The organism is Myxococcus xanthus, from assembly GCF_013116825.1.
In the GTDB taxonomy this organism is placed as follows: Bacteria; Myxococcota; Myxococcia; order Myxococcales; family Myxococcaceae; genus Myxococcus; species Myxococcus xanthus_B.
On the sequence record NZ_JABFNS010000198.1, the window covers coordinates 1 to 12,202 of the forward strand.

The 12,202-nt window shown below is 71.1% G+C and carries 10 protein-coding genes and 2 pseudogenes; 6 read left to right on the forward strand and 6 right to left on the reverse strand.

Annotation, left to right across the window (positions count from 1 at the left end; all coding sequences use genetic code 11):
• Window positions 1-230, forward strand: a pseudogene (locus HNV26_RS34820) (serine/threonine protein kinase); the annotation flags it as partial.
• A gap of 12 nt (window positions 231-242) precedes the next feature.
• Here HNV26_RS34820 and HNV26_RS34825 read toward each other — a convergent pair.
• A complete protein-coding gene (locus HNV26_RS34825) occupies window positions 243-1,013 on the reverse strand; it encodes a transglycosylase domain-containing protein (protein ID WP_011550880.1) in 771 nt (256 codons plus the stop codon).
• 55 nt (window positions 1,014-1,068) lie between these two features.
• Between HNV26_RS34825 and HNV26_RS34830 the strand changes: the two genes are divergently transcribed.
• Window positions 1,069-1,761 (forward strand): ferredoxin reductase domain-containing protein, encoded by a 693-nt coding sequence (locus HNV26_RS34830; protein WP_171445101.1) that lies wholly within the window; start codon window positions 1,069-1,071, stop codon window positions 1,759-1,761.
• Window positions 1,762-1,776: 15 nt separating this feature from the next.
• Here HNV26_RS34830 and HNV26_RS34835 read toward each other — a convergent pair whose 3' ends face one another.
• The 4 genes from HNV26_RS34835 to HNV26_RS34850 form a co-directional block, all read right to left on the reverse strand.
• On the reverse strand, window positions 1,777-3,420 hold the full coding sequence (locus tag HNV26_RS34835; RefSeq protein WP_171445100.1) for a WD40 repeat domain-containing protein: 1,644 nt from the start codon (window positions 3,418-3,420) through the stop codon (window positions 1,777-1,779).
• Window positions 3,417-5,582: a penicillin-binding protein activator gene (locus HNV26_RS34840; RefSeq protein ID WP_171445099.1), complete on the reverse strand. Its 2,166-nt coding sequence runs from the start codon at window positions 5,580-5,582 to the stop codon at window positions 3,417-3,419. Before HNV26_RS34840 ends, HNV26_RS34835 begins: the two co-directional genes overlap by 4 nt.
• 186 nt (window positions 5,583-5,768) lie before the next feature.
• Window positions 5,769-6,896: a molecular chaperone DnaJ gene (gene dnaJ, locus HNV26_RS34845; protein WP_171445098.1), complete on the reverse strand. Its 1,128-nt coding sequence runs from the start codon at window positions 6,894-6,896 to the stop codon at window positions 5,769-5,771.
• Between the two features lie 168 nt (window positions 6,897-7,064).
• The gene (locus HNV26_RS34850) at window positions 7,065-7,505 is read right to left on the reverse strand and encodes a hypothetical protein (protein ID WP_026114310.1); all 441 of its coding nucleotides are present in this window, start codon (window positions 7,503-7,505) and stop codon (window positions 7,065-7,067) included.
• A gap of 158 nt (window positions 7,506-7,663) precedes the next feature.
• Between HNV26_RS34850 and HNV26_RS34855 the strand changes: the two genes are divergently transcribed.
• Together HNV26_RS34855 and HNV26_RS34860 are read left to right on the forward strand one after the other, a co-directional pair.
• Window positions 7,664-9,427, forward strand: coding sequence for an ABC transporter ATP-binding protein (locus HNV26_RS34855; protein ID WP_171445097.1), 1,764 nt, complete (start codon window positions 7,664-7,666; stop codon window positions 9,425-9,427).
• A 94-nt stretch (window positions 9,428-9,521) separates the two neighbouring features.
• Window positions 9,522-9,899, forward strand: coding sequence for a hypothetical protein (locus HNV26_RS34860; protein WP_171445096.1), 378 nt, complete (start codon window positions 9,522-9,524; stop codon window positions 9,897-9,899).
• A 973-nt stretch (window positions 9,900-10,872) separates the two neighbouring features.
• Here HNV26_RS34860 and HNV26_RS39430 read toward each other — a convergent pair.
• Window positions 10,873-11,508 carry a hypothetical protein gene (locus tag HNV26_RS39430; protein WP_366817092.1) on the reverse strand — a complete coding sequence of 212 codons (636 nt, stop codon included), beginning with the start codon at window positions 11,506-11,508 and terminating at the stop codon, window positions 10,873-10,875.
• Window positions 11,509-11,631: 123 nt separating this feature from the next.
• On the opposite strand from HNV26_RS39430, the gene HNV26_RS34870 reads away from it, so the two are divergent.
• Both HNV26_RS34870 and HNV26_RS34875 read left to right on the forward strand, forming a co-directional pair.
• Window positions 11,632-11,856, forward strand: a complete 225-nt coding sequence (locus HNV26_RS34870) for a hypothetical protein (RefSeq protein ID WP_090485849.1) — start codon at window positions 11,632-11,634, stop codon at window positions 11,854-11,856.
• A 46-nt stretch (window positions 11,857-11,902) separates the two neighbouring features.
• Window positions 11,903-12,202, forward strand: a pseudogene (locus HNV26_RS34875) (hypothetical protein); the annotation flags it as partial.

A 12,202-nucleotide genomic window follows, 5' to 3' on the forward strand; every position in this document is an offset into this window, starting at 1 on the left:
GCCCCCTGAAGGCCTCCGCCCCCACGCTGGAGGACATCCTCCAGAGCATCAGCCGGCTGGAGCGCCGGGTGGACCGGCTGGAGACGAGCGGGAAGATTGACGCCCCCAAGGCCAACGCCGCGCGCAACCTGCTGGCGAAGTACCGCGACGACGCGCGGGCCGACACCAGCGCCCACGCCCGCATCGACCTGCTCAAGAAGGTGACGGGCGTGGCGGGGATGATTCGCTGACCCGCGCCTGACTCAGCGCGCGCAGGCCAGCGGCTGGGCCATGGCGTTGCGCGCGCGGTCCTCGCTCACCAACCGCCACGCCGCCAGGTCCTCCAGCAACCGGTTGCGGTCCTGCCGGAGCACCGTGGGGTTCTTGCAAATCTTGATGCCGTAGTAGTCGGAGTACGGGGGCAGCGCGAGTTGCAGCTCGGCGAGCTCCTCCAGTTTCAACTCGCTCAGCTCACGGCCAAAGAGCGCCAGGGCCGCGTCCTCCACGCCGACGATGCCGCGCTCGAAGTAGATGATGGACAGGTCGTACGCGATGAGCTGGTCCTTCTGCATGAAGGTGTGGATGCGGTGCGCGGCCACCGACCGCTCACGCGTGCCCTCGATGCCCAGCGCGGCGGCGATGCGCATGGCCAGGACGCGCTCACACGCCCCGTCACCCGGCGGCGACGTGCCCACGGTGGCGCCCAGGAACAGACGCCAGGCCCACGCGGGCCCATCCTCTCGTGGCGTCTGGAAGTACCGGGGGCACTCCAGGTGGCGGATGTACAGGGCCACCAGGTCCTTGGGCAGCTTGGAGAAGTCGGGCCGCACGAAGGTGATGGGGCGCGGGTTGCGCTGGGACTGCCCCGCCCGGAGGCTCATCCGCTCGCCTTCGATGCTGTGCTTGAGCTGCTTCTCCACGTCGAATTCGCTCTCCAGCGGCGGCAGCTTGCTCGCCGTGTAGAGGTACGTCAGCGGAATCACCACGCCGGCCAGGCCCAGCATGAACAAGATTGTCCAGAGCAGACTCTTCACCCCCTCAGGCTACCAGGGGGCGGCACGCGCCGGGCGCGTAGGTTAAAACCCCGACATGCCCGACTGGCACCCGGCCACCGTCACTGACAGTGCACCCGCCGCAGATGGCCTCACCGACCTCGTGCTGGACGTCCAGGGCACGCCCCTGGCCGGAACCCATGAGCGGCCCGGCCAATACGTCCACCTGCGCCTGCCTGGTGTGGGACAGGGGCTCTTCGCCATCGCCTCCCCGCCCGGCCGCCCGGGGACGCAGTGGGAGTTCCTCCTCAAGGTGGGCAGCCCGCTGCCCGACGCCCTCATCCACCTGCCCCGGGGCGCCCACGTCGACGTGTCACGGCCAGAAGGACGGGGCTTCCCCCTGGAGCGCGCCCGCGGCCAGGACGTGCTCCTGTTCGCCACGGGCTCCGGCATCTCCGCCATCCGCTCCGTCATCACCAGCATCCAGTTGGAGCGCGGCGCCTACGGCCAGGTGACGCTCTATTTCGGAGCGCGCACACCGGGCGCCTTCGCCTACACGGACGAACTCCACGAGTGGGAAGCCGGCGGAGTGCGAGTGGTGCGCACCGTCAGCCAGCCCGGCGCCAGCGGCTGGCAGGGCCTCACTGGCTATGTGCAGGCCCACCTGGGTGAAGAGCCCGTGCAGCCCGCGGTGGCCTTCCTCTGCGGGCAGAAGGAGATGGTGCGGGGCGTGATGACGACGCTCCAGGCCCGCGGCATGGCCGCGGGTGACATCCACCTCAACTTCTGAGGGGTGGCGTGAGAACTACGGAGCGACGGACGCGCCGGCCGTGCCCGGCCCCTGCACGGTGGGCGATTCATAGCCCACGTCCAGCAGCACCGCCGCCGGGTCGCTGTCCCCGTCGCGGCTGGCCACCTGGGGCGTCCACGCGGCCACGCCCAGCCAACGCCCATCCGGGCTGAAGCGCACGCGCCGCACGGACCAGTCGAAGCGGTGCTCGCCGCGCGCGTCCACGTCACCTTCGGTGAACAGGTACACGCGCTTGTCCCAGCCGCCGCTGGCCAGCGAGCGCCCGTCCGGGGAGATGGCCGCGGTGGCCACCACGCCCCGGTGCACCGGCCACTTCGCCAGCACCTGACCGGACCGCGCGTCCACCAGCGCGCCCGCGTTGAAGGGACCTTGCGGCTCCTCCACGCCCTTGCGCTCGCGCTCGTACACGCCGCGGTCGCGCTCCGGCTTCTGCTCCGACAGGCCCACCCCCAGCCGCAGGCCGCGCGCGTCCACGGTGACGTCGCTCACGTAGGCCGGGAAGGGGAACTCCGAGCGCCGCGCGAGCACCAGCGCGTCCACCGCCGCCGCGCCCTGGGGCGGGCCGCCCTTCAGCGACAGCACGGCCTCCTGCGTGACTTCGTCGAAGGCCACGTCCACCCGTTCGGAGAAGGGCGCGCCCAGCACGCCCTGGGTGCCCTGCGGCACGCACGCGTCGCAGATGGCGATGTCCACGCCCTCCACCCGCATGGACTTGAAGCGCAGGGACTGGGCCGGCGCCAGCCGCGCGGCGATGGTGCCCAGCGGCCCCGGCACGTTGACCGTCTCCTTCAGGAAGGGCACGTCGATGCCCGCCGCGGCGGCCGCCTCGCTGGTGAGCACCAGCGCGGGCGCGCGCGCATCCAGCGCGAAGGACAGCGGCGCCTTGTCATTCACCGTGCCGCCCAGTACCACGGAGCCGGCGTGCCGCTCGAAGCGCATGCGCGCCTGCCCCGGCCGCAGCCCCTCCACGGAGGTGCGCCAGGCCCGCACGTGCTTGTCCCAGCCGCCCGAATACAGCGTCCCGTCCGGCGCGAAGGCCAGCGCCGTCACCGGCCCCTGGTGTCCGCGCTCCTCGGAGCCGTACTCCAGCGCGGGCGCCGACAGCACCGTCATCAGGCCCTTGTAGCTGCCCACCACCAGCCACTGCCCTTCCGGGTGGAAGGCCACCACGGACAGCGGCTCCTCGGTGCGGCGCTCCGCCACGAGCGCGCCCGTGGCCGCGTCGAAGAGGCGCACCACGCGGTCCTTGCCCGCGGTGGCCACGCGCGTGCCATCCGGGGAGAAGGCCACGCCCTCCACGTCGAACTCGTAGGGGTTGATGGCCGGGTCCGCCAGCATCGTCGGCTCGGCGGAGCCCAGCTCCCAGACGGAGAGGAAGTAGGACTTGCTGCCCAGGCGCGAGTACGCCACCCGGGCGCCTCGGGGCGCGAAGGCCAGGCCCCAGATGAAGTCCTTGTTGTTGAGGACGGCCTTGCGCCCAAGGCCCGAGGCGCTACCGGACACCCAGGTGCCCGGCTCCGACTCCAGCCGGGCGCTCAGCTCCGGGGACACCCGGGGAGGCGCATGTGCACAGCCACCACCTCCTACCGCCACCACCCCACCCGCCAGCAGTGCGAACGCCCCCCTCGCGAACTTCATGTCCCTGAGCCTCCTGACGCCGAGGCGGCGTTCTGCCGCTCCTTCTCGACGTTGATTTCCGTGACGCCCTTGTTGTCGATGGACAACAGGAACAGCTGCTTCACCGCCTCGCGCTTCTCGTTGAAGGACGTGCGCCCGGTGGCCCCGTCGAAGTTCTTCAGGTTGGCCATCGCGTCACGCATCTGCGCGCGAGTACGCGGTGCATCCTTCTGCTCCATGAGCTGCCGCAACATCCGACCGGAGTCGTAGCCAATGGCCTCCAGCAGACCCGGGTCCCGCCCCGTCTCCGCCCGGTAGGCCTCGCGGTACTGCGCCACGAAGCGGCGCGTGGCCGGACGCTGCGAGTCCACGAAGAAGCCGTCCACGAACACCGAGCAGGTGACGAACTTGCCGCCGCGCTCCACCAGCTCCGGCAGCCCCGAGCGGCCCTTGGGGCTGCTCCACTGGTTGGCGCCGAAGAGCGTCACCGTCTTCAGCTCCTTCTTGCCCGTCGTCTTGCGGATGCGCTCCAAATCACGCGGGTCGCACGCGTTGGTGACGATGTCCTCCACCGCCAGCGCGGGCGCCACCAGGCTGACGCGGCGCCAGTCGTCCGGCATGAAGATGGCGTCGAAGTCGATGATGGGCTCCACGCCGCTCTTCACCTTCTCCATCGCCTTGCGACGGCGGAAGGCGTCCAGGTTCTCCCCCTGCACGTCGCGCACGCCCTCGATGTAGTCGCCGCGGTCATCCAGGTAGTAGCGGCCCACCAGCTTCTTGGCCTCGGTGGTGAAGGTCGTCTGGTCGTGCGAATAGCGCTCCGCCCCGCGCACGCCGCCGCCCCGCGCCACCACCTGGTCCCAGAAGGCATCCGCCAGCTCCACGCCGTAGGGGATGTTCGGGTACAGCAGCGCGAAGCGCTTGTAGCCCTTCACGTTCATCGCGTAGTCGGCGATGGCCTCCGCCTGCGCCGCGTTGGTGAGCATGTTGCGGAAGACGTAGCTGCCCAGCTCGGTGATGCCGTCCTGCCGGCTCATGGTCAGCAGCGGCACCTGGAGCTCCTCGGCCACCAGCGCCGCGCGCTTCGAGTCATCCGCCAGCAGGGGCCCCAGCACGGCGATGGCGCCGTCGTCGAAGGCCAACTGCTCCATGGCCTGGCCCGTCTTGTTGACGTCTCCCTGCGTGTCCTTCACCACCAGCTCCACGCCGCTGCCTTCCAGCCCCAGTTGGATGCCTCGCAGCACTGCCTCGCCAATGGGCTGGTAGCGGCCCGTCATGGGCAGCAGCACGCCCACCGTGCGGGGGCGGGCCTCCACCCGGCGCGTGGCGCGGGCCAGCAGCTCGCGGGCCTGCGGCGCGAAGGCGTGGCCGGGCGCCTGGGCGAGGAAACGGTTCAGCGTCTCCTCCAGCCGCGTCCAGTCCCGCAGGTGGTAGTAGACGCGCGCCAGCTTGAAGGTGATGACGGGCCACGCCGGGTTGGACGGCGACAGGCCCTCCGCCACGCGGGCGATGTCCACGAAGGCCGCGCGGCCCTCCACCAGCGCCTCCACCTTGGCCACCGCGGCGGCCTGCGCCTGCGCGCCCTGGGCCTGGCCCGCCTCGTCCACCGCCATCTGCAGCGCCTGCCCGTAGAGGCCGGCGCCCGCCGCGGCGCGAGCGGCCTCGTTGAGCAGTTGGGTGCGCTCGGCGCCACTGGCGCGCTCGGCGAGGCTGGAGAGCGTCTGGTACGCGTCGCGGTAGGCGCCCACCTCCATCGCGGAGACGGCCAGCTTGTGCTTGGCGTCATCCGCCCGCGAATGGAGCGGGTTCTCGAAGAGCAGCTCGTTGAAGCTCTTGCGCGCGTTGACGAAGTCCCTGGACTCGAAGAAGAGGACGCCGGCCTGATAGAGCGCGTCCTGGCCCGCGGTGGTGGCGGGATACGCCTTGCGCACCGACAGGTAGGCCTCCGCGGCCTTCCTCTTGTCCGGGGTGGCGCGGGCCGCCTGGGACGCCTGCGCCAGCGCCGCGTCGGCGGTGGGGTCCTTCTTCGCCTCCACCGAAGGACGCGTGGGGAACGGGTCCCCCGAAGGCAGGTCCCCGCCGGTGTCACCTCCGGAGGGCGTGCGGGTGGTCCGAGGGCAGGCCGTCAGCAGCAGGGCCAGGGCGATGACGAGCGAGCGGCGCAGGGTGGGCAGGACATCCATGGCAGGGGCGTGCATAGCAGTGGGGTGCGCCCCCGTCGACATCCGAGCGGGGGGAAGATTCCACTGCCAGGAACCGCTGTTTTGCAGTGCCCGTGCCCACGGCGACCTGCCGCGCCGCGGCGCCCGGCTGCCCACCGGGCGCGGCACGGGGGCCGCGCTTTCGCGGCCCCTCGCCCGCAACCGTCGTCAGCCGAACAGCTCCTTCACCTTGGCGATGAAGCTCTTCGACTGCGGGTGCGACTCCTCGCCGGAGGCCTCCGCGAACTTCTCCAGCAGCTCGCGCTGCTTCGACGACAGCTCGGTGGGCGTCTCCACCACGACGCGCACGTGCTGGTCTCCCCGCTGCTGGCTGTGCAGGTGGGGGATGCCCTTGCCCTTGAGCCGGAACACCTTGCCGGACTGGGTGCCATTGGGGACGGTCATCTTCACCTTGCCGTCCAGCGTGGGGACGTCGATCTTCGCGCCCAGCGCCGCCTGCGTGAAGGAGATGGGCACCTCGCAGAAGACCTCGTACTCCTCGCGCTGGAAGAGCGGGTGCTCCTTCACGATGACGGTGACGTAGAGGTCACCCGGCGGACCGCCCCGGTCTCCCGGTTCGCCCATGCCGGACAGCCGCACGCGCGTGCCGTTGTCCACGCCGCCCGGGATGGCCACCTCGATGACCTCCTCGGAGGGCACCTTGCCCGAGCCCTTGCAGCGCGTGCACGGGTCCGGCACCACCGCGCCCGCGCCGCCGCAGTCACCGCAGGGCCGGGACACCGCGAAGAAGCCCTGGGTGTAGCGCAGCTCGCCGCTGCCGCCGCACGCCGAGCAGGGCCGGGGTCCGGTGTTGCTCTTGCTGCCGGAGCCGGAGCAGGTGTCGCACTTCTTCGGCCGGGGAATGGTCACCTTGGGCCGGCAGCCGAAGGCCGCTTCCTCGAAGGTGATTTCCAGGTTGTAGCGCAGGTCCGCGCCACGCGAGCTCGTCCGCCGCCCACCCCGGCCACCGCCGAAGATGTCGCCGAAAATCTCACCGAAGATGTCGTTGATGTTGACGCCCTGGAACCCGCCCCCGGCGCCACCAAAGCCGTCGAAGGGGTTGCCCGCGTGCCCGAAGCGGTCGTACTTCGCCCGCCGTTCAGGGTCGCTCAGCACCTCATAGGCTTCCGAGGCCTCCTTGAACTTCTCCTCGGCGTCCGAGTTCCCCGGATTGCGATCCGGGTGGTACTGCAGCGCCACCTTGCGGAACGCGCTCTTGAGCTCCTGCGCGGAGACAGATTTCTGGACGCCCAGGACCTCGTAGTAGTCGCGTTTCTGACCCGCCGCCGCTGACATTGATTACAACCCCTGGAATTTGCTGTGCTTTTTTGCGCTGCGTAAAATCTTGAGTCACTATAACGCAGCGAAACGCACCGGCAATCCAGCGGGGACACGCGCCGCCCACGCCCCCCCGGTGCCAGGCGGACATCCGGGCGGGTGGCGTGGCGGGAAGAGAGGAAGCCGTCAGACGGTCCACACGCGGTTGGCCGTCAGCTCCATCCGGGCCAGCCTGCGTTTGAGTCCGGGGTCCACCGCGCCCGTCGCGGCCCACTTGGGCACCACGAAGTGGAGCTCCGCGTTGTACAGCTTCGCGGCGCTGGCCAGGAGGCTCCAGCGGTTCTCCGCCGTGGGCTCGTCCACCATGTGCGGGGTGACGATTTCCAGGATGATGGGCGTGCGAGCCGAATCCGACTGCCGGCAGGTGAAGTCGGGGCGATGGTCCTCGATGGTCCCCGACAGGATGGGAGGAGGCATGAACCCGGGGAGGCGCGCCTTGATGTCCGTATAACCGATGGTGCGGAAGTACTCGGCCATCAGCCACAGGAGTCGCCGGCGCTCCTCGTCCTCCACCACCGGCTCACAGCCCGGATTGAACAGGGCCTCTTTTTCGTTATTGGTTTCCATGGCTCCCCTGAACCTGTCCGCAGGGTTGAAGGTGGGCAATGGAACTGGCCCGGGCGCTGCTAGCGCCCGGTGGCAGGGCAGCCGACAGGGCACCTGCCCCCGAAACCCGGTAGCCTTGGACCTTCTGGCGACTCAGTGACAGAGTCCGCCGCCGAACAGTGGCTCCCCGTCCTTCTCCTCACGTCTATCGTCGGCTCCTCGGCTACCTCCGCCCTTACCGGCTGCTGCTCGCCGCGGGTGTCGGCGCGTCCGTGGCCGCGGCCCTCGCCACGTCCGCCTATGCCTGGGTGGTGGGCCCCCTGCTGCGCGCGCTGCTCACCCACGAGCCCGTCACCGTCGCCGGGGTATCCCTGCCGGGAGACGCCCTGCTCAAGCGGCTGCCCCTGCTCGTCGTGGCCGTGGCCATCGTGAAGGCCACCGCGCAGTTCCTCCAGGGCGGGCTGATGCAGCGGCTGGGGCAGCGCGTGATGGCGGACCTGCGCGGGTTCCTCTACGGACGGCTGCTCGGCCAGCCGCCCGCGTTCTTCGAGCGGCGGCACTCCGGCGAGCTGCTGGCGCGCTTCACCGCGGACGTGCCCCTGGTCGAGTTCTCCGTGACGCAGGCGCTCACGTCCTACGTGAAGGACGGGCTGCAAATCATCGCGCTGCTCGCCACCTGCTTCCTCATCGACAAGACGCTGTTCCTCTTCACCTTCGTCGTCGTGCCGGTGACGGTGCTGCCCATCAACCGCTTCGCGCGCTCACTGAAGAAGGTGGCCACGCGCTCGCAGGAGCGGCTGGGCTCGCTGACGGCGCTCACCGCCGAGCAGCTCCAGAACCTGCCCGTGGTGCAGGCCTTCCGCGGACAGCCGCGGGCGCTGGAGGCCTTCGAGGTGGAGGCGGACAAGTACCTGGGGGAGATGCGCCGCTCGCTCTTCCTGCGGGGCGCGGTGAGCCCCACGGTGGAGCTCCTGGGCATCGCCGGCGTGGCCATGGCGGTGGCCTGGGGCGCGCGCGCGGTGGCGGCGGACCCCGCGTTGGCGGGGCGGCTGCTCTCCTTCATGGCCGCCGCGTTGCTGCTGTACCAGCCCGTGAAGTCGCTCAGCGGCACGCTGTCGCAGGTGCTGACGGGCCTGGCCGCCGCGGAGCGCCTCTTCGCCATGGCGGACGAGCCGGCCACGCCGGACGTGGGCGACGCCGCCGGGCCGCTGGCGCGCGAGCTGAGGCTGGAAGGCGTGCGGGCCACCTACGCGGACGGGCGCGAGGCGCTGCGCGGGGTGGACCTGGTGGTGCCCGCTGGCGCGCGCGTGGCGCTGGTGGGGCCCTCCGGCGCGGGCAAGACGACGCTGTTCTCCGTGCTGCTGGGCTTCTTGCCCACGTCGGGCGGACAGGTGCTGTGGGACGGGGCGCCGCTGACGGCGCTCCAGCCGTCCAGCGTGCGCGGCCAGGTGGCGTGGGTGCCCCAGGAGCCGGTGCTCTTCTCCGGCACCGTGCGGCACAACCTCCGCCTGGGCCGGCCCGAGGCGACGGACGAGGAGCTGTGGGAAGCGCTGCGGCTGGCGCACGCGGACGACTTCGTCCGCTCGCTTCCCGGCGGCCTGGATGAGCTGGTGGGCGAGCGCGGCGGCCGGTTGTCCGGCGGACAGCGGCAGCGGCTGGTGCTGGCGCGGGCCTTCCTGTGCCGCCCGTCGGTGCTGCTGCTGGACGAGCCCACCAGCGCGCTCGACGCGGCGAGCGAGGCCGCGGTGGGCGAAGGCCTGGTCGCCCTGATGAAGGGGCGCACGGTGCTCGTCATCGCGCACCGGCTGTCCACGGTGCGTGACGCGGACCTGATTGCCGTGGTGGAGGCCGGCCGCGTGGTGGAGGCCGGAACCCACGCGGAACTGCTCGCCCTGCGGGGCCGGTACACGCAGCTCCTGGGCGAAGGCGCCGTCGCGGCGTGAAGGCGGCGCGCGGCCCTGGCTGATGCCAGACACCCCTCCCGCTTCCCTCCTTGCACCGCCACCGTCGCTCTGCCAGCGTCCCTGGCTGACTTCGATGCGTCCCCGGGAGCCCCTGTCTCTCAACGCCCTGCTGCTCGTCCCCGCCCTGGCGCTCGCGGCCCTGGCGTGTGTGGCGGTGTCGGCTCGGCAGGGCACCCTGGCCACCGCGGCCACCCTGACGCTGCTGCTGCTCCCCGTCGTCTTCCGGTTGTGGACGCGCACCTGGTACCGCGGGCTCGTGCTGCGCGGTATCGGCGTCTTCCTCATGGGCATGCACGTGCCCCTGCTGCTGGCCGGCGTCCTCGCCTATGGCCGCATCGGCTGCAGCGGTGGCGGGTGTCCCAAGCTCTACCTGCTGGGTGTGCTCGTCTCTCCCATCGCAGGGGTGCTGGCGAGCGTCATCTACTGGCTCGTGGGTCGTCCCCCGGTCTAATTTCACAGGCTTAACCGGAGAGACTACTCTCTCCTGAAATGCTCGTTCCGCTCCGGCTTCGTCTCGCGCCCGGCCTGGCCGTGGCGCTGGCCGTGCCCATCACAGTGTTCGTGTGGTGCTTCACACTGGGTCCCCTGCTGGAGGGGATGGCCGGGGTGTCGCACGCATTCCAGGCGGCCGGGCCATTCGCCGCGCTGGTGGCGCTGGCGCTGGCGCTGGAGGTGCCGCTGCTGTCCCTGGCGCTGGTCGGCTCCGGCATGGAGCGGCGGGTGCCTTTGTCCGCGATGCTGGGACTGGCCACGTTGCCGTGGATGCTGGGGTTGATGGGCACCGAGGTCCTGATGGACCGGGTGCTGGCCTCCCTGCCCCGGCTGGACACGGTGGAGGCGGGCCTGGTGCTGGCGACCAGCACGGGAGAGGCCATGGCGCCGCGGCTGCTGGGCGCCTGGACGAGCACCGCGCTGCTGCTGGGACTGGCGCTGGGACTGGCGCTGGCGCACTTCGGCCCCACGGGCTTCCGGGAGGCCGCGGGCCCCCGCAACCGCGGACTGTTGCTGGCCAGCGGCGTCTCCGCGTCCCTGGCCTCGGTGGCCATGGTGGGCGCGCTCGAGGCCCGCCACCTGCTGAGCTTCCTCACCAGCCTGGCGCGGATGCCGGACGCGGAGCGCTCGGAGCTGATTGCCACGGGGCTCGCCGCGACGGCGAACCTGCGCGCGGTGCGGTGGACGTGCACCGGGGTGCTGGCGGTGCTGGGACTGACGCTGATGGCCCGGCGCGCCGGCGAGGACGCCCACACGCCGCTGGGCTGGTCCGCCCGGCTGGTGCCCGCCTCCGCGGTGGCCGTGCTGCTGGTGCTGGATGCGCACCCGGTAAGCTCCGCCACGGAACACGCGCCGGTGGCCATTCCCGCCGAACACGGCGAGGGCCCCTCCGGGAGCATGCCGCAGCCGCCCTCCGGAGACGTGAGCCCCGCTCAGCCCATCAAGATGAACGCCAGCATCCCGAACCCCACCAGCAACCCCAGGGCGAGCACCAGCAGCATCGTCACGCCCTCACCGCGCCGCACCACCGGAGGCGTGACGTCCTCCACCACCGCCACCGAAGCGGGCGACACGTCGAAGACAGCGGCCTGAGCCGTCGTCACGACGGGCGCCTCCACGGCGGGCAGCGTGGGCTCCGAGGGACGGGTCAGGCCGCCCTTCATCTCCAGGCCCTCGCGCGCCAGCGCCAGCACCCGCTGCATGTGGAGCAGGTAGCGGTCCTGCCCCGTGTACGTGCCCATGGCGAGCGCGGCGCGCATCAGCCGCTGCGGCACGAGCTCCGGGTCCGTCTGGACCACCGCCGCGGCCGTGGGCTTTCCGCCGCCGCGCTCCAGGTAGCCGGTGCGCACGCCCTCACCGCTGGCCCACACGTAGTGGTCCTCCAGCAGCGTGAGCTCCTGCCGGCGCACGCGCCCCTCTGAATCCACCAGGGACATCAGCTCCGCGCCGTCCGGGCACAGGTGCCAGACGGTGCGCAGCCCATTCTCGCCGGGCGGGCCTTCCACCGCGTGGACGCGATAGAGCGCCTGCACCGCGGTCTTCAACGTATCCACGGAGGTTTCTGCCATGTGTGAACGAAGACTAGGTGCGAAGGTCCCAAAACAAAAGACGGCCCACCGCCCGCCTGCCTGGCGGCCCCGCTCCTCTCGCACCAGGAGCCTCCCTACTGTTCACACCAGGAGGATTGAGCCATGGCCATCACCCTTCCTGATGAGCCCATCGAGACGCCCTTCGAGGTCCCCGCCAACCGCCCCGAAGTCACGGACGAACCCACCGACGCCTTCATGAAGGCGCAGGTGAGCTGGGATGGCTGGGCCGCGCACGGAGGCGGTCATGTCCCCGAAGACTATGCGTGGACCTCCAATCCCAAGGAGCGCCAGGACGAACTGATGGGCGAATGGCCCGCCGGGTCATGAAGCCGCGTGCGCCCGCCCGCCCGCTGTGCTTAGCGTGCCTGCCCACATGAGCCGCTCCCGCGACAGAGGTGATGACTTCCACCGCCACTTCGAGGGCGCCCAGACGCTCGACGGCCTGTTGGACCTGGCCGGCAGCGCGCTGGACAGCGCCCAGGTCCTCGAACGCATGCGGGACGCCCGCGCAGAAGGCACGCCGCCCAGCGACGCCATCCCCGCGCTGTTCGACGAGGAGCCGCGCTTCCCCTCCCCCGAAATCGCGCGGCGCCTGTACCAGAACCTGCTGGGGCTCTGGGATTTGGTGGCGGAGGGAAAGCACGTGCGGCTGGAAGACGAGGCCCGCCCGCCC